Origin of the sequence: Loktanella salsilacus, from assembly GCF_900114485.1 — a bacterium.
Lineage (GTDB): Bacteria > Pseudomonadota > Alphaproteobacteria > Rhodobacterales > Rhodobacteraceae > Loktanella > Loktanella salsilacus.
Genome location: NZ_FOTF01000008.1, coordinates 106,070 through 130,912 on the forward strand (window position 1 = coordinate 106,070; position 24,843 = coordinate 130,912).

The 24,843-nt window shown below is 58.6% G+C and carries 21 protein-coding genes; 14 read left to right on the top strand and 7 right to left on the bottom strand.

Annotation, left to right across the window (positions count from 1 at the left end; translation table 11 throughout):
- Positions 1-3 precede the first annotated feature (3 nt).
- From mnmG to BM131_RS09080, 4 genes are read left to right on the top strand one after another with little or no spacing between them, the layout of a single operon-like run.
- Positions 4-1,866, top strand: a complete 1,863-nt coding sequence (gene mnmG / locus BM131_RS09065; RefSeq protein ID WP_175499250.1) for a tRNA uridine-5-carboxymethylaminomethyl(34) synthesis enzyme MnmG — start codon at positions 4-6, stop codon at positions 1,864-1,866.
- Complete coding sequence (gene rsmG / locus BM131_RS09070) at positions 1,866-2,486, top strand: 16S rRNA (guanine(527)-N(7))-methyltransferase RsmG (protein WP_090188609.1); 621 nt, start codon at positions 1,866-1,868, stop codon at positions 2,484-2,486. Before mnmG ends, rsmG begins: the two co-directional genes overlap by 1 nt.
- The gene (locus tag BM131_RS09075; RefSeq protein ID WP_245754192.1) at positions 2,473-3,288 is read left to right on the top strand and encodes a ParA family protein; all 816 of its coding nucleotides are present in this window, start codon (positions 2,473-2,475) and stop codon (positions 3,286-3,288) included. The genes rsmG and BM131_RS09075 overlap by 14 nt, the downstream gene beginning before the upstream one ends.
- Positions 3,288-4,178, top strand: a complete 891-nt coding sequence (locus tag BM131_RS09080; RefSeq protein WP_090188615.1) for a ParB/RepB/Spo0J family partition protein — start codon at positions 3,288-3,290, stop codon at positions 4,176-4,178. The genes BM131_RS09075 and BM131_RS09080 overlap by 1 nt, the downstream gene beginning before the upstream one ends.
- Here BM131_RS09080 and hemW read toward each other — a convergent pair.
- Genes hemW through rph form a run of 3 tightly spaced genes read right to left on the bottom strand, consistent with a single transcriptional unit; the run spans position 4,175 to position 6,652 of the window.
- The gene (gene hemW / locus BM131_RS09085; protein ID WP_090188828.1) at positions 4,175-5,335 is read right to left on the bottom strand and encodes a radical SAM family heme chaperone HemW; all 1,161 of its coding nucleotides are present in this window, start codon (positions 5,333-5,335) and stop codon (positions 4,175-4,177) included. The genes BM131_RS09080 and hemW overlap by 4 nt on opposite strands.
- Positions 5,336-5,339: 4 nt before the next feature.
- On the bottom strand, positions 5,340-5,948 hold the full coding sequence (gene rdgB / locus BM131_RS09090) for an RdgB/HAM1 family non-canonical purine NTP pyrophosphatase (RefSeq protein ID WP_090188617.1): 609 nt from the start codon (positions 5,946-5,948) through the stop codon (positions 5,340-5,342).
- A complete protein-coding gene (rph, locus tag BM131_RS09095) occupies positions 5,945-6,652 on the bottom strand; it encodes a ribonuclease PH (RefSeq protein WP_090188620.1) in 708 nt (235 codons plus the stop codon). Before rph ends, rdgB begins: the two co-directional genes overlap by 4 nt.
- 116 nt (positions 6,653-6,768) lie before the next feature.
- On the opposite strand from rph, the gene hrcA reads away from it, so the two are divergent.
- The gene (hrcA, locus tag BM131_RS09100; protein WP_090188622.1) at positions 6,769-7,833 is read left to right on the top strand and encodes a heat-inducible transcriptional repressor HrcA; all 1,065 of its coding nucleotides are present in this window, start codon (positions 6,769-6,771) and stop codon (positions 7,831-7,833) included.
- Between the two features lie 12 nt (positions 7,834-7,845).
- Positions 7,846-8,400, top strand: a complete 555-nt coding sequence (locus BM131_RS09105; protein ID WP_090188624.1) for a nucleotide exchange factor GrpE — start codon at positions 7,846-7,848, stop codon at positions 8,398-8,400.
- Between the two features lie 103 nt (positions 8,401-8,503).
- Here BM131_RS09105 and mutS read toward each other — a convergent pair whose 3' ends face one another.
- Positions 8,504-11,143 (bottom strand): DNA mismatch repair protein MutS, encoded by a 2,640-nt coding sequence (gene mutS, locus BM131_RS09110; protein ID WP_090188627.1) that lies wholly within the window; start codon positions 11,141-11,143, stop codon positions 8,504-8,506.
- Between the two features lie 115 nt (positions 11,144-11,258).
- Between mutS and BM131_RS09115 the strand changes: the two genes are divergently transcribed.
- Positions 11,259-13,514, top strand: coding sequence for an NADP-dependent malic enzyme (locus BM131_RS09115; protein WP_090188629.1), 2,256 nt, complete (start codon positions 11,259-11,261; stop codon positions 13,512-13,514).
- Positions 13,515-13,517: 3 nt separating this feature from the next.
- Entirely contained in the window at positions 13,518-14,384 is an 867-nt protein-coding gene (locus tag BM131_RS09120; protein WP_090188632.1) for a ribokinase, read from the top strand.
- A gap of 8 nt (positions 14,385-14,392) precedes the next feature.
- Here BM131_RS09120 and msrA read toward each other — a convergent pair whose 3' ends face one another.
- The 3 genes from msrA to BM131_RS09135 form a co-directional block, all read right to left on the bottom strand.
- Positions 14,393-15,055 (bottom strand): peptide-methionine (S)-S-oxide reductase MsrA, encoded by a 663-nt coding sequence (gene msrA, locus BM131_RS09125; protein ID WP_090188635.1) that lies wholly within the window; start codon positions 15,053-15,055, stop codon positions 14,393-14,395.
- Between the two features lie 295 nt (positions 15,056-15,350).
- A complete protein-coding gene (locus tag BM131_RS09130) occupies positions 15,351-16,568 on the bottom strand; it encodes an argininosuccinate synthase (protein WP_090188830.1) in 1,218 nt (405 codons plus the stop codon).
- 105 nt (positions 16,569-16,673) lie between these two features.
- Entirely contained in the window at positions 16,674-17,117 is a 444-nt protein-coding gene (locus BM131_RS09135) for an NUDIX hydrolase (RefSeq protein ID WP_090188638.1), read from the bottom strand.
- A gap of 76 nt (positions 17,118-17,193) precedes the next feature.
- Here BM131_RS09135 and hslO point away from each other — a divergent pair, with 76 nt between their 5' ends.
- The 6 genes from hslO to BM131_RS09165 are packed head-to-tail and all read left to right on the top strand — an operon-like array spanning position 17,194 to position 24,825.
- Positions 17,194-18,195, top strand: coding sequence for an Hsp33 family molecular chaperone HslO (gene hslO, locus BM131_RS09140; RefSeq protein ID WP_090188641.1), 1,002 nt, complete (start codon positions 17,194-17,196; stop codon positions 18,193-18,195).
- On the top strand, positions 18,182-18,778 hold the full coding sequence (locus tag BM131_RS09145) for a CoA pyrophosphatase (RefSeq protein ID WP_090188644.1): 597 nt from the start codon (positions 18,182-18,184) through the stop codon (positions 18,776-18,778). Before hslO ends, BM131_RS09145 begins: the two co-directional genes overlap by 14 nt.
- Positions 18,775-19,908 carry a CCA tRNA nucleotidyltransferase gene (locus BM131_RS09150; protein WP_090188647.1) on the top strand — a complete coding sequence of 378 codons (1,134 nt, stop codon included), beginning with the start codon at positions 18,775-18,777 and terminating at the stop codon, positions 19,906-19,908. Before BM131_RS09145 ends, BM131_RS09150 begins: the two co-directional genes overlap by 4 nt.
- A gap of 59 nt (positions 19,909-19,967) precedes the next feature.
- A complete protein-coding gene (locus BM131_RS09155; RefSeq protein WP_090188649.1) occupies positions 19,968-21,800 on the top strand; it encodes an ABC transporter ATP-binding protein in 1,833 nt (610 codons plus the stop codon).
- Complete coding sequence (locus tag BM131_RS09160; RefSeq protein WP_090188652.1) at positions 21,797-23,626, top strand: ABC transporter ATP-binding protein; 1,830 nt, start codon at positions 21,797-21,799, stop codon at positions 23,624-23,626. Before BM131_RS09155 ends, BM131_RS09160 begins: the two co-directional genes overlap by 4 nt.
- The gene (locus BM131_RS09165; RefSeq protein WP_090188655.1) at positions 23,623-24,825 is read left to right on the top strand and encodes a class I SAM-dependent RNA methyltransferase; all 1,203 of its coding nucleotides are present in this window, start codon (positions 23,623-23,625) and stop codon (positions 24,823-24,825) included. The genes BM131_RS09160 and BM131_RS09165 overlap by 4 nt, the downstream gene beginning before the upstream one ends.
- The last annotated feature ends 18 nt before the right edge of the window (positions 24,826-24,843 follow it).

Sequence of the window (24,843 nt, forward strand, 5' to 3'; positions counted from 1 at the left end):
CACGTGAAACATTTTGACGTAATTGTGGTGGGCGGTGGCCATGCTGGCTGTGAGTCGGCATTAGCTGCTGCACGTGCCGGTGCTAAAACTGCGCTAATAACGATGTCGATTGCCGGTATAGGGGTCATGTCGTGTAATCCTGCGATCGGCGGCCTTGGAAAAGGACACCTCGTTCGTGAAGTAGACGCACTTGGTGGCGCAATGGGGCGCGTTGCTGACGTGTCCGGTATTCAATTTCGATTATTGAACCGCACGAAAGGGCCTGCCGTTCAAGGTCCACGGACCCAGTCTGACCGCGTTCTGTATAAAAACGCGATGCAGGCGGTGACGATGTCGCAACAAAATCTGACGATCATTGAAGGCGAGGTCGTCGACTTTACGCCTAGTATTGATGGTCTTGAATCTGTGCGACTTGCCGATGGTACTGAAATTTCGACGAAGTCAGTTGTTCTGACCACCGGAACATTTCTACGCGGCGTCATCCATATCGGGGATAAAAAGCACGAAGGCGGACGCATGGGCGACCAAGCCGCCGTTCGTATGGCAGAGCGCCTAGATGACATGGGTTTGCAGATGGGTCGCCTCAAGACTGGCACTCCCCCGCGCCTTGATGGCAAAACGATAAATTGGGAATCCCTTGATCGCCAAGATGGTGACGCTGATCCTGTTCTTTTTTCGTTTTTGAAGCCCGGAAAGCTTGCTCGTCAGATTTCGTGTGGTGTTACCCACACAACGCCACATACGCATGATATCATTCGGAAAAACCTAGATAGATCTGCCATGTACGGGGGGCATATTAGCGGTGTTGGGCCACGGTACTGTCCTTCAATCGAAGACAAAGTAACGAGGTTTGCGGATAAATCATCTCATCAGATTTTCTTGGAGCCTGAAGGGCTTACAACGGATGTCATCTATCCCAATGGAATTTCCACGTCACTTCCGATAGATGTTCAAGAAGAATATGTGCGATCGATTCCCGGTTTAGAGAAAGCGATTATTCAACAACCGGGTTACGCAATTGAATATGACTACGTGGATCCGCGTAATCTTACCGCTGGGTTGGAATTGCGTGCATGCCCGGGGCTGTTCCTTGCTGGGCAAATTAACGGCACGACAGGCTATGAGGAGGCGGCGGCTCAGGGTCTTGTGGCGGGGCTTAATGCTGCACGCCGCGCATTGGGTCAATCTGATGTCGTGTTTAGCCGGGCAACTTCTTACATCGGGGTCATGATCGACGATTTGACAACCAAGGGCGTTACAGAGCCATACCGGATGTTTACATCTCGTGCAGAATTTCGACTCGCTTTGCGTGCCGATAATGCTGATCAACGTCTAACACCGGTTGGCAGGGACCTTGGTTTGGTAGGGGAGGGCAGGTGGGCCGCCTTCGCAACTAAAATGTCCGACATCAAAGTAGCGACAGAGTCCCTTGAAGGCATAAGTTTTTCAGGATCCGAGCTCGCTGAAGCTGGAATTAACGTTAACCCCGACACGCCACGACGTTCTGCATTGTCGGCACTGTCGCTCGCCGACTTCGAATTTGAGACACTTCAGCGGTTACGACCCGAGACGGGTGGAATTTTGCCTGTTGTAGGACGCCAGATTCGGAATGATGCGCTTTATGCTCATTATATCAAGCGGCAACAGCGCGACATTGATGCGTTGCAGCGCAACGAGGCTATGATAATACCGGTTGGGTTTTCGTTCGAAAAGCTGTCAGGCTTGTCGAATGAGCTTAAGCTAAAACTTAACAGGACGTTGCCGCGCAACATGGCTCAGGTTAATCAGATGGAAGGGATGACACCGGCAGCAGCGCTTCTGATTGCCGCGGCTCTTCAGCGGGAAACACTTAGGGATGCTATTTGATGGAATTGGGTGCGCCACTTCGCGATGTTTCACGTGAAACAATCGACCGCCTAGAGCACTATCAAAGCCTGCTCCTTAAGTGGACAGACAAGATTAATCTGATCGCACCGTCCACCATTTCGACCTCATGGGAACGACATGTGGTCGATTCTGCGCAGATTTTTCACCTCTTATCATCCGGCTCGACCAAACTTACAGATATTGGCAGTGGTGGGGGGCTCCCAGGTATAGTCGTTGCGATTCTTGCCAAGGAAAAGATGCCGTTATTGCAGTCCGTTCTTGTAGAAAGTGATCAACGAAAAGCGGTTTTTCTACGCACCGTAGTACGAGAGTTGGGATTATCGGTATCAGTGAAAGCTGATCGCATCGAAAATGTAACCGAGACCGGAGCAGATGTATTAACCGCAAGAGCGCTAGCACCGCTACCTAAACTTCTATCCTATGCGGTGCAGTTGCTGAAACCTGATGGAATCGCATTATTCCAAAAAGGTAGAACATTTGAAGATGAAATTTCTCAGGCACGCGATGCCTGGGATTTCAGTATCGACCTCTATCCAAGCCATACTGATCAAGAAGCCCGTATTCTGCAGATCAAGGATATCCGCCGTGCCACTAAATGACCAAATCAACGCGAGAATAATCGCTGTGGCCAACCAAAAGGGCGGCGTCGGTAAAACTACGACGACCATCAATCTTGGAGCTGCCTTAGCCGAGCAAGGACAAAACGTACTTTTGATCGACCTCGATCCCCAAGGGAATGCGTCCACGGGGCTGGGGATCACCGCAGATCGGCGCGGCGTGACCACATATGATTTTCTTGTTGGGGACGCGTCTCCGTCAGAGGCCATTCAGTCCACGACCTTTACAAATTTGTCCATCATCCCTGCGACGACCGATCTTAGTTCTGCCGACATCGAATTGATTTCAAACGAAAAACGGTCATTCCTACTTTTTGACGCATTGCGCCAACTTCCGATGGACGCATTCGCCTTTGATTACATTTTGATTGATTGCCCACCCTCTCTCAACATCCTAACCGTGAACGCAATGGTCGCAGCGCACGCGGTCATCGTCCCCCTGCAAAGTGAATTCTTTGCGCTTGAGGGGCTGTCGCAACTTATGCTGACTATTCGGGAAGTGCGGCAAACAGCAAACAAATCGTTGCGAATAGCGGGCGTCGTTCTGACAATGTACGACCGCCGAAACAACCTCTCCCAACAGGTCGAAGCCGACGCACGGGAAAACCTCGGTGGGCTTGTCTATACAACGGTCATCCCGCGCAATGTTCGACTAAGCGAAGCGCCTTCCTATTCTTTGCCCGCCTTAGCGTATGATAGTAACTCGGCTGGGTCCCAAGCCTACCGCGAACTCGCATTAGAGGTCATGGCAAAGGATAACATTCATTTGAAAAGGGTCAGCTAATGGCGACGCCTCCCAAATCACGCGGTTTAGGCCGTGGACTCTCGGCATTGATGGCAGATGTAGCGGTTGATCAGCCATCTGACACCACATCGGCACCACGCCGTGCCGATATGATGGTGCCCGTAGAGCGGATTCGCCCAAACCCGGATCAGCCGCGCCGCACTTTCGAACCCAATGCACTGTCTGATCTGGCTGATTCTATACGCGAAAAGGGTGTGATTCAGCCACTTATCGTTCGTGTTGCGCCGGAAGACCCAAATCTGTTCGAGATTGTCGCGGGTGAACGACGCTGGCGCGCATCGCAGATGGCGCAGCTCCATGAACTGCCGGTCCTGATCAGAGACTTCAATGATACCGAAGTCCTCGAAATTGCTATCATCGAGAACATTCAGCGCGCCGATCTGAACCCCGTGGACGAGGCTGCAGGATATCGCCAGCTCATGGATCGTTTTGGCCATACGCAGGAACAGCTCGCAACTGCGCTTGGCAAAAGTCGCAGCCATATCGCCAATCAGATGCGGCTTTTGCAGCTTCCGACCGAAGTGTTAGATTGGCTGTCCGACGGCAAGCTGACCGCAGGCCACGCAAGGACTCTTGTGGGGCATCCGGACGCGAAAACGCTGGCGCAGCAGATCATCGGGAAACAGATGTCCGTTCGCGAAGCGGAGCGGCTGACGAAAAAAGGTCCGGCCGCAGGGCGCAGTAGTTCCCAGCCGCGGAACAAGGAAAAAGATCCTGACACCGTTATGCTCGAACGTGAACTGTCTGCTGCGCTCGGCATGGGCGTGACGATTGATCATGCCGCCGGGCAAGAGGGCGGTAAGCTGACGATTTCCTACAAGACGTTGGCGCAACTAGATGACCTGATGCGCCAACTGACTGGCGATTAATCCGCTAAGATTTCGCGCAGGACTCCGTTCAGCACCGGGCGTCCTGCATCCGTCACGCGCAGTCGTTCGGCGTCGTCCGCGACAAATCCCAAATGGATAAGGTCCCGAATGCGTTTGGCATCTGTGTCGATGCCGTTGGCCGCAAGCCGCGCTTTGTCCAGACCTTCGCGCAATCGCAGCCCCATCAGCAGCAACTCAGTACGGTGGTCACCCGCTGATACGATATCGCGGGGGTCTTCACCCATTCCAGTCCGTTCTACCTGAGAAAGCCACGTTGTTGGGGCCAACGGCGTCGATGTAGACCAACGGGTGTCGTCAAGCGTCAGTCGGCCCTGCGCACCTGGGCCGATCCCGACATAGTCACCAGACTGCCAGTAAATCCGATTGTGAATGCTGGACGCACCCGGCCGCGCATGGTTCGACACTTCGTATCCATCAAAACCAGCCGCGCCACACATGTCCTGTGTCATCAGGTACAGGTCCGCCCCAAGGTCGTCACTGGGTAGGCCGGACAGATGTCCAGCGGCGGCACGGGCACCAAATACTGTCCCGTCCTCAATGGTAAGCTGGTAAAGCGACAAGTGATCCACAGCCATCGAAAGGGCCTGCGATAACTCGGATTTCCAGTCCGCTAAAGATTGGTCCTGCCGCGCATAGATCAAATCAAAACTGACGCGATCGAACACGCTGCGCGCAATATCAAAAGCGGTATAGGCTTCTTGCGCCGAATGCATCCGCCCCAGCCGCCGCAAGTCGCCGTCGTTCAACGCCTGAACGCCAAGGGAAACGCGGTTGACGCCCGCATCACGGTACCCCGCAAAACGACCTGCCTCAACAGAGGTCGGATTAGCCTCTAGTGTAATCTCGATGTCATTGGCTGCGGGCCAGCTGGCCCGGATCTGGCGCAGGATCGAATCCACCAGATCGGGGGACATCATGCTAGGTGTGCCGCCGCCAAAAAACACAGACTGCAAAACCCGGCCTTCGGTTTGCGCTGCAAGACGCTTAATCTCGCTCAGGTATGCAGCTTCCCAACGTGCCTCGTCGATGTTTGCTACTACGTGAGAGTTGAAGTCGCAGTAGGGGCACTTTGCCTTGCAAAAAGGCCAATGCAGATACAGCCCAAAGCCACCTGAACGCCAATCGTCTGCTGGGATAAAATCAGGCAAAACAACCCGCCAGCAGCTTGGCAAAGGCGTCAGCGCGATGGCTGATCTTGTTCTTTTCCCAGCGATCCATCTCGCCGAATGTCACAGCATAGCCTCCGGGCTGAAATATAGGGTCATATCCGTGCCCTTGATCACCGCGTGCAGGCCAGACGATTTGCCCGGGCATAAGGCCGGGGAATACCTCGTCATGACCATCCGGCCAGGCCAGTACAAGCGTACAGCAGAACTGCGCTGTGCGCGGGGCAGGGGCATCTACGGCCTCTAGCTCGTCCCAGGCACGTTGCATGGCCATTCCAAAGTCGCGGCCGTTCGGCGTTTCGGCCCAATCGGCGGTGTAAACGCCCGGCGCGCCGCCTAGACCGTCGATCATCAGGCCACTGTCGTCGGCCAGCGCTGGAAGTCCCGTCGCCTTGGCTGCAGCGTGCGCCTTGATCCGGGCATTGCCGACAAAAGTCGTTTCGGTCTCGTCCGGTTCTGGTAGCCCATGATCGGCATTAGAGGTCAGTGTGACACCGTAAGGCGACAGCAGGTCCGCAATTTCTTCTAGCTTGCCATTATTGTGAGTGGCGATGACCAGTTCTTTTCCTTCAAACTTCCTCATTTCACGGCGTCCAATTGAACGCGGTTCAAGGCGGTGATGCCGGCGCCTGCAAGGTCCAACAGATTGTCCATCTGGCCCCGGCTAAAGGTCGCGCCTTCAGCAGACATCTGCACTTCGACCAACTTGCCAGCGGTCATGATGAAATTGCCGTCAACGCCCGCTTCGGAATCCTCGGGATAGTCTAAGTCCAAGATCTCTTGCCCGGCATAGATGCCGCAGGAAATGGCTGCGACCGGATCGACCAGCGGATCACTGATCACGATACCAGCCTTCATCAACTGGTTCACAGCCAGCTTCAATGCGACCCAGCCCCCCGTGATCGCGGCACAGCGCGTGCCGCCGTCCGCCTGGATGACATCGCAGTCCACGGTGATCTGACGCTCGCCAAGGGCGACACGGTCCACACCAGCCCGCAGAGAGCGCCCAATCAGGCGCTGGATCTCTTGTGTGCGGCCACTTTGGCCATTCTTCGCCTCGCGCCGCATCCGAGTATGCGTGGCACGTGGTAACATGCCGTATTCAGCCGTGACCCAACCAAGGCCAGAGTTCTTCAGAAACTGCGGAACGCGTTCGTCAATCGTTGCTGTGCACAGGACATGCGTATCACCCATGCGGATCAGACAGGACCCTTCCGCGTGACGCGTAACGCCAGTTTCGATGCTGACTTCACGCATTTGATCGATCTTACGGCCGGATGGGCGCATGGGATGGGTCCTTTCTAGGTTGCGTTCGTCGGATACGCCGCCCATCTATGAAATCCAAGCCCGATTGACGCCGCGTGCCGACACGCTTTAATGACATCGCCTTGAATTGGATGCCCATGACGCACCGAACGCCCCTTATCGACGACATGAACGCCCGTTCGCGCGAGGTGTTTCGACGCATTGTCGAAGGCTATCTGGAAACGGGTGCCCCAGTCGGGAGCCGTACGTTGACGCGCACCTTATCCGAACAGGTCAGCGCAGCGACGATCCGCAACGTGATGAATGATCTGGAATACTTGGGACTGCTCGGCAGTCCGCATGTTTCTGCTGGGCGGGTACCGACGCAATTGGGGTTGCGGATGTTCGTCGATGGCCTGCTCGAGGTTGGCGATTTGTCTGGCGAAGATCGCTCACGGATCGACCAGACCCTAGGCAGCGGCGATGATGACGTCGGCGCGATGCTGGACCGCGTGGGTTCTGCCCTATCAGGCGTGACGCAGGTTGCGAGTCTGGTCCTAACGCCAAAGCATGAAGCCCCAATCCGCCATATCGAATTTGTTTCGCTGTCCGCAACAAGGGCGCTTGTCGTTTTGGTCTTTGCCGATGGTCACGTGGAAAACCGCCTTTTCACGCCGCCAACCGGTCAAACCCCAAGCTCTATGCGCGAGGCCGCGAATTTTCTAAATGCCATCGCAGAGGGGCAAACCCTGTCCACCCTAGGGGGTGTCATCACCCGAGAGATCAAAGCCCGCCGACGCGAAATTGACGTGCTGGCAGCAGAGCTGGTCCAGTCGGGGGCCGTGCTGTGGGAAAATGAGGGCGAGCAGAATGAGCGTTTGATCGTCCGCGGCCGCAGTAACCTGCTGGGTGATGGCGATCAGGCGGGGGATATTGACCGTATCCGCAGCCTCTTTGACGATCTTGAACGCAAACGTGATATTGCGCAGTTCCTTGAATTGGCAGAGGACGGCGACGGCGTTCGCATTTTTATCGGGTCCGAAAACAAACTTTTCTCACTTTCGGGTTCCTCTTTGGTCGTTTCTCCTTATATGAACGCCGACCGTAAGATCATCGGCGCCGTGGGCGTCATTGGTCCGACAAGGCTGAATTACGGGCGCATCGTGCCCATCGTGAATTATACCGCACAGCGGGTCGGCCAGATGATCGCCGACCGCACCTGACAGGAAGTGACAATGTCCGACGAAAACACTGAACCGATGTCCCTTGATGATCTGGCCGCCGAAGGCGACGCCATGGACGCCGCAGGCGACGACGTTCTGGCTCGTATCGCTACGATCGAGGCCGAGCGTGACGACATGCGTGACAAATTCATGCGTGCGCTCGCCGATGCGGAAAATACCCGCAAGCGCGCCGACCGGGACCGCAAAGAGGCCGAGAACTACGGCTCCTCCCGCATGTCGCGCGATCTGCTGCCGGTCTATGACAACCTGCGCCGCGCCCTTCAGTCGGCTGAAGAGGCAGAGAAAGCCGTGAACGCTGCCCTGCTGGAAGGCGTGGAGCTGACGATGCGCGAGCTGATTTCCGTCTTTAAGAAGCATGGCATCGACCCAATCGTGCCCGAGGTTGGCGATAAGTTTGATCCGAACGTGCACCAAGCAATGTTCGAGGCACCTGTCCCTGGCACCAAAGCTGGCCACATCATTCAGGTCTCGACCGAAGGTTTCATGCTGCACGATCGCCTGCTGCGCCCTGCACAGGTCGGCGTATCGTCGATGCCAGCAAGCTAAGGTTTCGCCGCGCGTTGCGCGGCGATCGGCCGGGGGCTTTGCCCCCGGACCCCCAAGGTATTTAGAACCAGAAGAAGTTTAGGACACCAACTGCGCCGTTATCCTATTTTCCTGTTCCAGACAGTAATTCCCGCAACTCGTATACTAATGCCAGCGCGTCTTTTGGTGTCAGATCGTCTGGCATAATATCGCGCAGGCGATCTTCGATCATAGATTGTTTCACGGGCGCGTGCGCCGGTGCTGGCGGTGTCGCTGCAAACAGCGGCAGGTCGTCGATGACAGCGCGGCGCGCGGTACCGCCTTCGCGTTCGCCTTTTTCAAGCGCCTCAAGCACAACTTTTGCCCGCGCCACCACGACCGGTGGAAGGCCCGCCAGCCGCGCCACTTGGACGCCATAGCTGCGGTCAGCGGTGCCTTTCTTGACCTCATGCAAGAATATGACGTCGCCATCCCATTCTTTGACGCTAACCGTGGCATTGTCGACACCGTCAAGTTTAGCGGAAAGGCTGCTCATCTCGTGATAGTGGGTCGCAAATAGGGCGCGGCAGCGGTTCACGTCGTGTAGGTGTTCAAGCGTCGCCCATGCAATCGATAGACCGTCGTAAGTCGCGGTGCCGCGGCCGATTTCATCCAAGATGACCAAGGCGCGGTCATCGGCTTGGTTTAAGATCGCTGCGGTTTCGACCATCTCGACCATAAAGGTTGATCGTCCGCGTGCCAGATCGTCCGACGCGCCGACGCGGCTGAAGATTTGGCTGACGATGCCGATATGCGCTGACGCGGCAGGAACGAAGGCCCCGATTTGTGCGAGGACGGCAATTAAGGCGTTCTGGCGCAGGTACGTCGATTTACCCGCCATGTTCGGACCGGTTAGCAGCCAGATTGGCGTTTCAGTCAGTTCGCAGTCGTTGGCAACGAAAGGCGTGCCGGACTTGCGAAGCGCCTCTTCGACGACAGGGTGCCTGCCGCCGATAATGTGAAACGCGCGGCTGTCGTCGATCACAGGGCGCACCCAGCCATCTTGCCGCGCCATATGCGCGAAGGAGGCAGCAAGGTCGATTTCTGCTATGGCACGGGCGAGTTGACCTAACGCAGCCTGATGCGACAAAATCTGTGCCGAAAGGTTTGAATAGAGCCGCTTTTCGATGTCCAGCGCCTCTCCACCTGCGTTGAGGATGCGCGACTCAATTTCGTTAAGCTCAACAGTTGTGAAACGCACTTGGTTGGCAGTGGTTTGGCGGTGGATAAAGGTGTCGGACAGCGGCGGTGCCAACATCCGGTCTGCGTGGGCTGCCGTGGTTTCAATAAAGTAGCCAAGCACGTTATTATGCTTGATCTTCAATGCGTTGATGCCGGTATGTTTGATGAATTCCGCCTGCATTTGCGCAATCACGCTGCGGCCTTCGTCGCGCAACTGCCGCGCAGCATCTAGCGCTTCATCATAGCCTGGCGCGATGAACCCACCATCGCGGGCCAGCAATGGCGGCTCTGCGACAAGGGCGGCATCCAGAAGTGCAAGCAGTTCGTCTTGCCCGATAAGGTCACGCTGGGCAGTCGCGAGCAGGTCGGGCAATTCCGCTTTGCTGAGAGTCTGATGCAGGATCGCAGCTTGACCGATTGTATTGCGAATGGCGGCCATATCCCGCGGACCGCCGCGTTCTAGTGCTAGTCGCGACAGCGCGCGGTCCAGATCGTGGACGCTGCGCAGTTGTTCGCGCAGATCAGCCGTCATAGCTGAATTGTCACACAGCGCAGCAACCGCATCCTGCCGCGCAGTGATTACGCCCATACGGCGCGACGGGGCAGAGAGTCTGCGGTCCAGCAGGCGCGCCCCGGCGGCGGTGACTGTCCTGTCGATTGCGTCTAACAGCGATCCAGCGCGGCCACCGGCCATAGTTTGCGTCAGCTCTAGCGAGCGCCGTGTCGCGGCATCGATCTGCATGATCGCGGCGCGCTGTTCCTGTACCGGGGGGCGCAGCAGGGGCAGGTTGCCCTTTTGCGTGATCTCTAGGTACGCAGCGAGGCCCGCGAGCGCCGCCACCTCTGCCCGGCTGAAGCTCCCAAAAGCGTCGAGCGATCCGACGGCAAAGATATCGCACAGCCGCTTTTCGCCTTGCGTGCTATCGAATGCGGATCGCCCAAGCGGCGTCAGGCTGCCGCCAGCATCTTCGACGATGTCGCGAAATTCGGGTTCGGTGCCATCCGCGATCAACACTTCTTTGGGGGACAGGCGCGCCAGTTCTGGGCCAAGGTTCAGCACAGGGCATTCCATCACCCGCAACGCCCCGGTCGAGATATCGACCCAAGCCAGCGCCGTGATGTCGCGCACCTGCGCAATCGCCGCCAAAAAGTTATGGCGGCGCGCATCTAGCAGCGTGTCTTCGGTCAATGTGCCGGGCGTGACTAGCCGCACGACGTCGCGGTGCACAACGGATTTCGATCCGCGCTTTTTGGCCTCTGCGGGGTCTTCCATCTGCTCGCAGACAGCCACGCGAAATCCTTTGCGGATCAGCGTCAGCAAGTAGCCTTCAGCGCTGTGAACCGGCACGCCGCACATCGCAATATCATTGCCTAGATGCTTGCCGCGCTTTGTCAGTGCGATGTCCAGCGCGGCGGCGGCGGCGACGGCATCATCAAAGAACATCTCGTAGAAATCACCCATCCGGTAGAACAGGATGGCATCAGGATAGCCCTGTTTCAGGTCCAGATATTGCGCCATCATCGGCGTCACAGTCTCGGTCATAGCATCCCCCGGTATTGCGGTTTTGCTATCATCCGCGCGCCCGCGATGAAAGCCGTGCTTGAGCGGTGAAGGCACCCGCGCTACACCTGATCGTTCATGACCGGGAGGGGATCATATGACACGGCAAAAGATCACGCGCGAAGACGCACTTGGCTTTCACATCGCGCCAACCCCCGGCAAGTGGGAGGTAACGGCAACCGTACCCATGGCCACCCAGCGCGATCTGTCGCTGGCCTATTCCCCCGGCGTCGCGATTCCCTGTGAAGAGATTTTCGCGAACCCTGCGACGGCTTATGATTACACGAACAAGGGCAATCTGGTCGCTGTCATCTCTAACGGCACAGCCGTGCTTGGCCTGGGCAACCTTGGCGCGCTGGCGTCCAAGCCGGTGATGGAAGGCAAGTCGGTGCTGTTCAAGCGCTTCGCTGACGTCAATTCGATTGATATCGAGCTGGATACCGAAGACCCCGACGCATTCTGTAACGCTGTTCGGTTGATGGGGCCGACCTTTGGCGGCATTAACCTCGAGGATATCAAAGCTCCCGAGTGTTTTATCATCGAGCAGCGGCTCAAAGAGGAAATGGATATCCCCGTTTTCCACGACGACCAGCATGGCACCGCGGTGATCTGCGCCGCCGGACTGCTGAACGCGCTGCATATCAGTGGCAAAAAGATCGAAGATGTTCGCATCGTTCTAAACGGGGCGGGGGCGGCGGGTATTGCCTGCCTAGAGCTGCTGAAATCCATGGGCGCGACCCACGACAATTGCATCATGTGCGACACCAAAGGCGTGATTTATCAGGGCCGGACCGAGGGGATGAACCAATGGAAGTCCGCCCACGCGGCGAACACCCCGGCGCGTTCCCTAGCAGAGGCGATGAAGGACGCTGACGTGTTCCTAGGTGTCAGTGCAAAAGGGGCCGTTACCCCTGAAATGGTGTCTGATATGGCCCCGAATCCCGTGATTTTCGCTATGGCGAACCCTGACCCGGAAATCACCCCGGAAGAGGCGCACTCTGTACGCCCTGATGCTATCGTGGCCACCGGCCGCAGCGATTATCCCAATCAAGTCAATAACGTGCTGGGCTTTCCTTATCTGTTTCGCGGTGCCCTCGATATTCATGCCCGTGCCATCAATGACGAGATGAAGATCGCCTGCGCCCATGCCCTTGCGCAATTGGCGAGGGAAGACGTGCCAGAGGAAGTTGCCGTCGCTTATGGCAAAAAGCTGACCTTTGGCCGGGATTATATTATTCCTACGCCTTTCGATCCGCGCCTGATCCACCGCATTCCGCCTGCCGTTGCCAAAGCAGGCATGGCGACGGGTGTGGCGCGGCGCCCCATCATCGACATGGACGCCTACGAGGCGTCGCTCAAATCCCGTATGGACCCCACGGCGAACATGTTGCGTGGTCTTAATGCGCGGGCGCGGGCGGCACAGTCGTCTGTGATCTTTACCGAAGGCGACGATCCACGCGTGCTGCGCGCAGCCATCGCCTATCAGCGGCAGGGACTTGGAAAGGCGCTGGTCGTCGGGCGGACAAAAGACGTCGCCGACATGCTGCATGCAGAGGGGTTGTCTGACGCGATCGAAGAGCTGGAAGTCGTCAATGCGGCCAATACGCCGCATTTAGAGACGTATAAGGCATTCTTGTACGAGCGTTTGCAGCGCAAAGGTCACGACCGGCAGGACGTGCATCGCCTTGCCGCGCGTGACCGTCATGTCTTTGCCGCGCTAATGCTGGCGCATGGTCATGCGGATGGCATGGTGACCGGCGCGACGCGCAAATCTGCGCACGTGCTAGAACTGATCAACCACGTCTTTGACGCCGGCCCGCACGACGGTGCTGTTGGCGTAACGGCAGTGTTGAACCGGGGACGGATCGTGCTGATCGCGGATACGCTGGTGCATGAGTGGCCCGATCAAAATGACCTTGCCGATATTGCCGAGCGCGGCGCTGCCGTCGCACGGGATCTGGGACTAGAGCCGCGCGTTGCGTTCCTATCTTTCTCCACCTTCGGCTATCCGGTGTCCGAACGCGCCGAAAAAATGCATCAGGCACCCAAAGTGCTCGACGCACGCGGCGTTGATTTCGAATACGAGGGCGAGATGACAGTCGATGTCGCCTTGAACCCCGCAGCACAGGCGCATTATCCGTTTAGCCGCCTGACGGGGCCGGCGAACGTGTTGGTTGTTCCGGCTCGGCACTCGGCTTCGATCTCGGTAAAATTGATGCAGGAAATGGCAGGAGCGACGGTGATCGGGCCGATCCTGTCGGGCATCGACAAGCCGATCCAGATCTGTTCGACCGTCAGTACTGTTAATGATATTTTGAATATGGCGGTCATTGCCGCCTGTAAGGTGGGTTAAAAAATGGCGATCTGGAATCTGGGCTCGATCAACGTCGATACAGTCTTTTCGCTGCCGCATATGCCCAGCCCCGGCGAAACGCTGTCGTCCACGGCGCGGAACGTATTTCTGGGCGGCAAAGGCACGAATATGTCCGTTGCCGCCGCCCGTGCAGCTGCGATTGTCCACCATATCGGGGCCGTTGGTGATGACGGTGAATGGACCGTTGATCGCCTGATGGAATACGGCGTTGATACCCGGTTTATCGCTCGCGTTGATGAAGATACCGCGCAAGCCATGATTATGGTCGACCCGAAGGGCGAAAATATCGTGATCTTGCACCCAGGTGCCAATGTCGCGATCCCCCAGGCGATCTTGCAAGAAGCAATGGCCGAGGCCCAGACCGGCGATTGGCTGCTGATCCAGAACGAGACGAACCTACAACGCACGGCCGCGACGTTGGGAAAGCAGATGGGCCTGCAAGTCGCCTATGCCGCCGCGCCGTTCGATGCGGACCGGGTAAAGGCGGTGCTGCCTTACTTGAACCTGCTCTTTCTGAACGCTGTTGAAGCGGCTCAATTAGAACAAGCAACCGGCAAGCGCCCTCAGGACCTTGGGGTGCGCGATGTGATCATCACGCTTGGCGGCGATGGTGCCGATTGGTTTGGTCCGGAAGGGCATCGCCATTTTGACGCGGTTCCTGTGACTCCCGTTGATACGACGGGCGCTGGCGATACGTTCACGGGGTATGTGCTGGCGGGCCTCGATCGGGGGCATCCGATGGCGCAGGCCATCAATCTGGCAACGCGTGCCGCGGCGCTGATGGTCACGCGCCACGGTACAGCGGACGTCATCCCCGATTTAAAAGAGCTAGAGGATTTCAGACCCTAAAAAGCGGCTTAGTGATGGATAAACGGCGCATTCGCACCCCATAGCTGCTGCACACGCGCATCGCGACCACAGCCTTTGCGATAGAAATCGTAAGCATCGCTCTGGCGCTTTGCCCCACCGCGCGTCAACACAAGGCTCGTGCCTTTGTAATAGTCCTGATGGTAGGCCTCAGCACGGTAAAAGGTGGTGGCCTGCACAATGGGCGTCACGATTTGACGGCCAAGCGCTTGCTGTGCTGCGGATTTGGCAGCCACGGCGGTATCAGCCTGCGCCTGCGTCGTTACAAAAATTGCGGTGCGGTATTGGTTGCCACGATCGCAGAATTGGCCGCCAGCATCCGTTGGGTCAACGCTGCGAAAAAACAGGTCCATGATCTGGCGATAGCTGATGACGCTGTCGTCGAAGGGGATCATCACTGCCTCGTAATGGCCAGTGGATCCACGACCAACCTGACCGTAATTCGGGTTTTCCGTGCGCCCGCCGGTGTAGCCAGAGACCACGTCGCCGACGCCGGGTATGCTTTCAAAGTCGGATTCGACGCACCAGAAACAGCCGCCTGCAACGATGGCGGTTTGCTGAGCTGCCTGTGCGCCCAAGGGTGCGAGGCTTGCGACCGCGCCAATCGCAACGGTCAGCGCTGCAGATTTCAAAAGGTTGAATACTTTGGCCATGTCGGTCCCTCCGGTTTGGACCAAGGTGCATGGGCGCTGGAGGCAGAGCAAGCAATGCGCGGGCCGGTCACGCGGGTTTGAATGCCGCGTGACATGGAGGTTCGCAAATTGTGATGGAAATAACTGAAACTCTTTGAGCCGGGCTTTCGTGGATGAAAGCGTGAACGGCTTAAAGTTGCTCCGGGCTGTTTGTTTGTTACGCGTAGATGTGTTTCTAGCCTGCGCGTGACTTAAAGTATTTAACGATTTTTCGGTTAAGCCCCGCCTGCAGCAGATGTTGCAGGCGGGGTTGTTTTTATTTCAGGCGGCGGTTGCGCGCGGCCAGCAGTTTCAGACGTAGCGCGTTCAGCTGGATAAAGCCTTGGGCGTCCGTCTGGTCATATGCGCCGGCGTCGTCTTCGAATGTCACGTGCGCTTCGGAATACAGGCTGTGATCGGACCAGCGCGCGACGGTGCGGGCGGACCCTTTGTACAGCTTCACGCGGACGGTGCCGGTGACGTGCTCTTGGCTCTTGTCGATTAGGGCCTGCATCATCTCACGCTCTGGCGAGAACCAGAAACCGTTGTAGATCAGCTCTGCATAACGGGGCATGATGCTGTCTTTCAGGTGGCCAGCGCCGGAATCCAGCGTGATCTGTTCGATGCCGCGGTGCGCCTCGAGCAGGATAGTGCCACCGGGCGTTTCATAGATGCCGCGAGATTTCATACCGACGAAACGGTTTTCGACCAGATCAAGACGGCCAACGCCGTGCTTGCCGCCGAGTTCGTTCAGCTTTGTCAGGATCGTAGCGGGCGACATCGCCTCGCCGTTGATCGCAACGGCGTCGCCTTTTTCAAAGGTGATCTCGACCATCTCTGGCGTATCGGGGGCCTGCTCTGGATCGACGGTGCGCTGATAAACGTACTCTGGTGCCTCGTCAGCAGGGTTTTCCAGCACTTTGCCTTCGGAAGACGTGTGCAGCAGGTTCGCATCAACGCTGAACGGCGCTTCGCCGCGCTTGTCTTTGGCGACGGGGATTTGGTTTTGTTCTGCAAATTCCAGCAGCTTGGTGCGGCTGGTCAGATCCCACTCACGCCAAGGTGCGATAACCTTGATGTCGGGGTTCAGCGCATAGCAGGCCAGTTCGAACCGGACCTGATCGTTGCCCTTGCCGGTCGCGCCGTGGGCGACAGCATCGGCACCTTCCATGGCGGCGATTTCAACCAGACGCTTGGAAATCAGCGGGCGCGCGATAGAGGTGCCCAGCAGATAAAGGCCTTCGTACAGCGCGTTGGCGCGGAACATCGGGAAGACGAAATCGCGCACGAACTCTTCACGCAGGTCTTCGATGTGGATGCTGGACGCGCCCATCATCTCTGCCTTGGCGCGGGCTGGCTCCAGCTCCTCGCCTTGGCCCAGATCGGCGGTAAAGGTCACGACTTCGCAGCCGTATTCCGTTTGCAGCCATTTAAGGATGATAGAGGTGTCCAGACCGCCCGAATAGGCGAGGACGACTTTCTTAGGGGCGGTCATGGGCGCGGCCTTTTTGTCAATGTTACTTGACCCAGCGCGATACTGGTTTTCCGCAAAGGGGGCAAGGTTTGGCGGGCGCTGCCGCGCGACCAAAGCCCCCGCGCGTTACATACCTGCCAAATAATCCGCCAAAAACGCCGCATCACCCGCGTTTGCCATCAAATCAAGCGCGTTTTCCGGATCAATCCACAGTGCGGTATGGTTCGGTTCGGTTGGCAGGCTAATCCGGCGGACCGGGTGTGCGACGTAAACGTGGCACAGCTTTTCGGCAAAGCGGTCGTATTCCGGCATATATGTGAAACGGCGAAATGCGCCCAGCCGACGGGGGCGGGCGATGTGCCAGCCGGTTTCCTCGAACACTTCACGGTGCAGCGCGCGCAGGGGGCTTTCGCCGGGGTCAATACCGCCGCCCGGCAGTTGCAGTTCGTTATGCGGGGCACCCTGAAACGTCATCAGGATCGCGCCGTCGCGGGGCAAAATGACGTAAACGCCAGCCCGCAATCCGTAGTGCTGCCCAACTTTGGGCGTGCTGCCATACCGTCTGATCATGGCTCTCCCCTTGGACCAAAGCTTGCGGTCCCTATATGGTGTCGGTATGCCAAATCCGACCCTGTAAGGAAAGCCCATGACCCTTGGCTCTCGTATCGCGTGGGACGACACCGTCCTGCCGTTCCAACTTGACGCATCTGACATCCGTGGCCGTGTGGCCCGTTTGGACGGCGTATTAGAAGACGTGCTAAAGCAGCACGACTACCCCGCCTTGATCGAAGGGCTGGTCGCTGAAATGTGCCTGCTGACCGCGTTGATCGGTGAAACGATGAAGCTGCAGTGGAAACTGTCGCTGCAAGTGCGCGGATCGGGTGGCCCAGTGCGCCTGATTGCAACGGATTACTACGGCCCCACCGAAGACGGTCAGCCGGGGCGCATTCGCGCCTATGCCGCCTATGACAAGGACACGCTGGACCTGAACGCCGACGCGTTCGAGCAGATCGGCAAAGGCTATTTTGCCATCCTGATCGATCAAGGTGAAGGCACGCAGCCTTATCAAGGCATCACGCCGTTGGCTGGTGGATCACTGTCCGCCTGCGCCGAGACGTATTTCGCCCAGTCCGAGCAGATCCCGACCCGCTTTTCCCTGACCCATGGCCGCAGCACCCTGCCGGGTGAAGGCGAGCATTGGCGCGCGGGCGGTGTCATGCTGCAACACATGCCAAAGGCATCGCCGCTGATGCACAAAGACGGCCCCTCTGGCGAGGATGGCCTGCTTGCAGCAGAGGATATCTTGGACGACGACGAAGGTGAAAACTGGCGCCGCGCGAATATGCTGCTTGATACGGTGGATGCGCTGGAATTGATCGGCCCAACCGTGCAGCCGACGGACCTGCTGGTACGCCTGTTCCACGAAGAACAGCCGCGTGTCTATGATCCGCAGCCTGTCACCTTTGGCTGCACCTGTTCGGCTGATCGTGTCCGGCAAAGCCTGTCGATTTATTCGGCCAAGGACATCAAAACGATGACCACGGACGAAGGCATCGTAACTGCTGATTGCCAATTCTGCGGCGCTCATTACGAGTTCCAGCCAGAAACCCTTGGGTTCGAGGCTGTATCGTCCGATGGCGCAGAGTGATCTGAAAAGCCGCCTACAAGAGGCGCTGGCCCGGCCGGGCCGGCCCTCGACCGACTTTGATCTGAACAAAGATATCACCGCGCCTGCTGGCCGCACATTGCGGGCGGCAGGCGTGCTGATCGGCATTTCGCCCGAAACAGAGAATGTTTTCCTGACCATGCGCTCTGCCGCGCTAAAGCATCATCCGGGGCAGATTGCCTTTCCGGGCGGCAAACAGGACGCAGGTGATCCGACCACCACCGCTGCTGCCCTGCGCGAGGCAGAAGAAGAAATCGGTCTGCCACGACATCAGGTCGAGGTTTTGGGCGTCATGCCCGGCCATGAAACTGTGACCGGCTTTCTGATGACCCCTGTCATCGGCTTGATCCACGGTGAATTCACCCCTGTGCCAGAGGCCGGAGAGGTCGCTGAGGTCTTTCAGGTGCCGCTGTCCCATGTCAGCAATCCCGCGCATTTCGCGGTCCAGTCGCGTCGCTGGCAGGGCCATATGCGCAACTATTATACCGTGCCATTTGGTCCATATTATATCTGGGGTGCCACCGGGCGCATTTTGCGGGCCTTCGCTGATCGGATGCATCCATGAAAATTGCGTCAGACTGGCTGTCGAACCAAAACGCGCAGCGCGTTTGCGCAATGCTGACGGATGCAGGGCATCAGGCGTGGTTTGTGGGCGGCTGCGTGCGCAATGCTCTGATCGGCGCTGTTGCCAGCGATCTAGATCTGACGACTGATGCGCGCCCCGATACAGTCACAAAATTGGGCAAAGCTGCGGGTTTCAAGGTGATCCCGACAGGCATTGACCATGGTACTGTCACTGTCGTCGTGGATGGCAACCCGTTCGAAATCACAACCTTCCGCCGCGATGTCGATACGGATGGTCGCCACGCCACCGTCGCCTTTGCCGATACCGCCGATGAAGACGCCCGCCGCCGCGATTTCACGATGAATGCGCTTTATGCCGCCCCCGATGGCACGCTGCACGACCCGCTTGGCGGGATCGCTGATGCGCTGGCGGGGCATGTGCGCTTTATCGGCGATGCTGGGCTACGGATCCAAGAAGACTACCTGCGCATCCTGCGTTTTTTCCGTTTTTTCGCCTGGTACGGCGATCCGGCGATGGGGATTGACGCCGACGGTCTGGCCGCCTGCGCGGGCAACCTAGATGGTATCGACGGGCTTTCCGCCGAACGCATCGGTCAGGAAATGCGCAAGCTGCTGTCCGCGCCCAACCCCGCACCTGCTGTCGCTAGCATGGCTGCAAGCGGTGCGCTGTTGCGGGTGCTGCCTGGGGCGGGGCCAAACGCGCTGACTGTGCTGATTCATCTTGAAGAAATCGCCGGGATAGAGCCAGATTTCAGCCGTCGCCTTGCGGCGCTGGGCGGTGATCCGACCCGCTTGCGGCTGACGAATGCAGAGGCGCAGCGTCATGAGATCTTGCGGGATATGGACATTGGTGCAGGCGAAGCCGGATATCGCTTTGGCGCACAAATTGCCATCGACCGCGCGCTGGTTTTGGCTGCATCCCTATCGCAGCCGCTTCGCGACGCCGACGTTGTAGCGGCGCGCCATGGCGCGGGTCAAATTCTGCCTGTCAAAGCCGCCGATTTCATGCCCAGTCTAAAGGGTCCCGCCCTTGGCGCGGCGCTGAAACAGGCAGAAGCCCGCTGGATCGCATCCGGCTTTACCCTGACACGGAACGATCTGCTGGCTTAAGGCTTTTCCTTTTACAACTTGCGGCCTACATCAAAGGTCCGAGAGACAGAGGCCTTGTCGTGTTTGGTTATTTCGAACGCCTTGTCGATCCCTATACGCCGTATGAGGAGACCGACACACCGCCCACGCGGCTTGCGCCGTTCCTGTGGGACTACACCCGGCCGTTTCATCGCATTTTTGCAGTGACGGCGGGCCTATCAACGATTGTGGCGTTCATAGAGGTCGCGTTGATCGGCTACCTTGGTCGCCTTGTCGATCTGCTGGATAAAGACCCCAGCATTTTTTGGGCGGATCACGGGGTAGAGCTGATCGCGATGGCGGTGTTCTTTCTGACCCTGCGGCCCGTGATCCAGACCGCCCATACGGCGCTACTTAATCAGTCGATTATGCCGAACCTGACCGCCCTTGGCCGTTGGCGCGCGCATCGGCAAATCATGCGCCAGTCTATCGGCTGGTTCGAAAACGACTTTGCCGGACGGATCGCCAACCGTGTGATGCAGACGCCAAATGCCGTCGCATCGGTGATGAACCAGTTCTTCGAGGCTGTCGCATTCGCCGCCGCCTATCTGATCGGTGCCTTCATCCTGCTTGCAGACGCGGACCTGCGGCTCGTATTGCCGTTGCTGGCGTGGTTCATTCCCTATCTGTTTTTGCTGCGCTGGGTGATCCGGCGGATCAAGCCCGCCTCGCAGGCCTCTTCTGACGCACGCAGTGTTGTTACGGGGCGGATTGTTGATGGCTACACCAATATTCACGCGGTGAAGATGTTCGCCCACCACGACGCCGAACTGACCTATGCGAAGGGCGCGATAGAGGTTTCGCGCACGACGTTGATGCGCGAAATGCGGCTTTATACGATCATGGACCTTGCGCTGGTCTTTCTGAACGGCGTGCTGGTGGTCGGCGTTGTCGGTTGGGCGTTATCGCTTTGGCTGGGCGGGCTGGCGAGCGTTGGCGTTGTCGCCTCTGCCGCGGCGCTGGTGCTGCGCTTGAATGGCATGAGCGGCTGGATCATGTGGGCCGTCAGCCAGTTGTTTCAGGAACTTGGCGTGGTGGCCGAGGGGCTAGAGACGATTGGCCAGCCTGTCACGCTCACCGATGCGCCCGGCGCTGTGCCCCTGCAGGTCACATCTGGCCAGATAGAGGTGACCGCGCTGTCGCACCACTATGGCAAAGCGAAAGGCGGCTTGGACCAGATCAGCCTGTCCATTCCAGCAGGCCAAAAAGTGGGCCTTGTCGGTGCCTCCGGCGCAGGTAAATCGACCCTAATTAAGCTGCTTTTGCGGTTTTACGATGCCGAGGGTGGCACGATCTGCGTCGACGGTCAGGACATCGCTGGCGTGACCCAAGGGTCGCTTCGGCAGGCTATCGGCATGGTGCAGCAAGATAGTGCCCTGCTGCATCGGTCTGTGCGGGAAAACATTCTATATGGTGCCCCAACCGCAAGCGACGCTGCGATGATCGCCGCAGCCCGCCAAGCGCAGGCGCATGATTTCATCAAGGTGCTGGCCGACGCCGAAGGCCGCAGCGGTTATGATGTGCGCGTCGGTGAACGCGGGGTAAAGCTGTCGGGTGGTCAGCGTCAACGTGTCGCGCTGGCGCGGGTGATCCTGAAAGACGCGCCAATCTTGCTGCTGGACGAAGCGACAAGTGCGCTGGATTCGGAAGTAGAGGCCGCAATCCAGGACACGTTAGAGACGCTGATGCAGGGTAAAACCGTGATCGCCATCGCGCACCGTCTGTCCACCATCGCCCGGATGGACCGGATCGTCGTCATGGACGACGGACGCATCATCGAGGACGGTACCCATGACGAGTTGCTTGCGCTGAATGGTCGTTATGCCCGGTTCTGGGCGCGGCAATCGGGTGGATTTTTAGGGGACGACACATGAAATTCGCAGACTGGATCGACCCCTTTTCCCGCGCCGCAGGTCCGCCGCCCAGCACTTTGATCGCCTTTTTGCGCTGGGCCCTGCGCGGCAGCTTTGGCGCGATGGGCGCTGGGGCAGTCGTTAGCACGATTGCTGGCGTGCTCGAAGTCTTGGCTGCATTGATTCTTGGCCGTGTCATCGACTCGGCGCTGGCCAGCGATAGCACGACATATTTCGGTGAAAACGCGTGGCTGCTGATTGGCGTCGCGCTGTTCTTTGTCGTGTTCCGGCCGCTTGTGCTGGGCCTGTCGGGGATGATGCAATCTGTCGTGGTGGCACCCGCCGTCTATAATTTGGTGCTGTCGCGGCTGCACCGCCACACGCTGGGGCAGGCAGTGACGTTCTTTGACAACGACTTTGCCGGGCGCATAAGCCAGAAACAGATGCAGGCGGCGCGGGCAACGACGGATCTGGGCGTCGATACGATCAACACCGTGTTTTACGCGCTGGCGTCGGTCGTGGGCTCGATCATCTTGCTGACCGATATCGATATCTGGTCTGCCGTCGTGCTGGCGATCTGGATGCTTGCGTACATCGGTCTGATCCGCGCCTTCATGCCCCGCATCCGCGAAACGTCAAAGCTGCGCGCCGGATCGCGGGCGATGGTGACGGGGCAAGTCGTCGACACGATCACGAACATCAAAACCGTTAAGCTGTTCGCCCATGCTGATCACGAGGACCGCGCCGCCACTGACGCAATGGAGAAGTTTCGTTTGGATTCTCTCGGCTTCGGCTGGGTGTCTGCGGGCTTCCGCTTTTGGCTGATGACGCTGGCGGGCGTGCTGCCCGTTCTGCTGGTCGGGATCACGCTTTACCTGTGGCAGCAGGGCGCGGCATCGGCGGGTGATATCGCTGTCGCTGGCACGATCGGTCTGCGGCTGGCGCAGATGACGGGCTGGGTCAGTTTTACCCTGATGGGCATGTATTCGAATGTCGGAGAGGTCGAGGACGCTGTTAAAACGCTGTCCAAACCCCACGCGCTGCCAGACGCGGCTGACGCCGTTGATCTGGATCTTAGCGCTGGGCGCATCGCGCTGGATAACGTGACCTTTACGTATGGCGGCGGCACGGGCGGCTTGCGCGATGTGACGCTGCATATCGCCAGTGGCGAAAAGCTGGGGATCGTCGGCGGGTCTGGCGCGGGGAAATCAACGCTCGTGGCCTTGCTGCTGCGACTTTATGATCCCGAAAAGGGTAGCGTTTCCATCGACGGGCAGGACCTGCGCCAGGTGGGGCAGGAAAGTTTGCGGCGCAAGATCGGAATGGTCACGCAGGAAACGGCGATGTTTAACCGATCAGCTCGGGACAATATCCGCTACGGTGCCCCGGATGCGACGGATGATCAAATCAAGGCCGCCGCCGCACGGGCAGAGGCCGAGGAGTTTATCGCCAACATTCGCGACCACGCCGGGCGCAAAGGCTATGACGCGCATCTGGGCGAGCGGGGTGTGAAACTGTCCGGCGGTCAGCGGCAGCGCATCGCCATTGCCCGCGCGATCCTCAAAGACGCGCCGATCCTGATCTTGGACGAGGCCACCAGCGCGCTGGATTCCGAGGTTGAGGCAAGCATTCAGGACGCGCTGGACGCCGTAATGGAAGGCAAGACCGTGATCGCCATCGCGCACCGCCTGTCCACTTTGCGCCAAATGGACCGCATTATTGTGCTGGATGGGGGTCGGATCGTCGAACAAGGCGATCATGATGACCTCTTGGCGCAAGAAGGGCTTTACGCGCGGTACTGGAACAGGCAATCGGGGGGCTTCATCAGCGTAGAGGACGACGCGTGAGCCTGATTATCGAAAGTCTGACCCATCTGGGCGCTGGCCGCGCCAATGACGGCACACTTGTGCCGCGCACTTTGCCCGGTGAAGAGGTGGCATTGCGCCCCGACGGAACCCCGCAAATCCTGACGCCGTCAGCGCAACGTGTCGCGGCACCCTGCCGCCACTTCAAGACCTGCGGCGGCTGCGCCTTGCAGCACGCGGCGGATGATTTCGTGGCGGAGTGGAAGCAAACTGTCGTGGCGCGTGCCCTGCTCGCGCATGGGCTAGAGCCTGAATTCCGCCCTATGCACACATCGCCTGCGCAATCGCGGCGGCGTGCAAAGTTTTCGGGGCGGCGCACGAAGTCCGGCGCGATGGTGGGCTTTCACGCCCGCGCATCTGATGTGTTGGTCGCTGTGCCAGATTGCCAGTTGGTTACGCCGGGCATGCTGGCTGGAATCCCGATGCTAGAGGCGCTGACCGTCATCTCTGCGTCCCGCCGGGGCGAAGTCGCGCTGACCGTCACCGATAGCGCCGCTGGGCTGGACGTGCTGGTGCAGACCGACCAGCGTTTGACCGATCAGCTGCGCATCGAATTGGCGGGCTTTGCCCAGCAGCATAAGCTGTCCCGTCTGACTTGGGTGGATGAAACCGTCGTCACACTGCGCGATCCTGTGCAGGTCTTTGGCCCCGCAACCGTGACGCCGCCGCCGGGCGCGTTCTTGCAAGCGACCGAAGACGGCGAAGCGACGCTGCGCAGCGGTGTGATGGACATCGTCGGCAACGCCTCCCGCGTGGTGGACCTGTTTGCAGGTTGCGGCACGTTCTCGCTTCCGCTGACCCGCACGGCAGAGGTGACGGCGGTCGAAGGCGAAGCGGCGATGATCGCGGCTATGGATCGCGGCTGGCGCAGCGCCAAAGGCGTCAAGCGCCTGACTGGTATCACACGTGATCTGTTCCGCCGCCCGCTAGAGCCAGACGAGCTGAACCGCTTTGACGCGGCTGTTATCGACCCGCCGCGCGCAGGCGCTGCGGCGCAGGTGGCAACAATCAGCGTGAGCACGATCAAGACCGTGGCAATGGTGTCGTGCAACCCGGTCACCTTTGGCCGGGACGTCGCGGCGCTGGTCGAGGCAGGCTTTACCTTAAACTGGGTTCAAGTCGTCGATCAGTTCCGCTGGTCCCCCCATGTCGAGATGATTGCGTCGCTCACGCGGGCGTGACCGGCGCGGTTGTCTTAG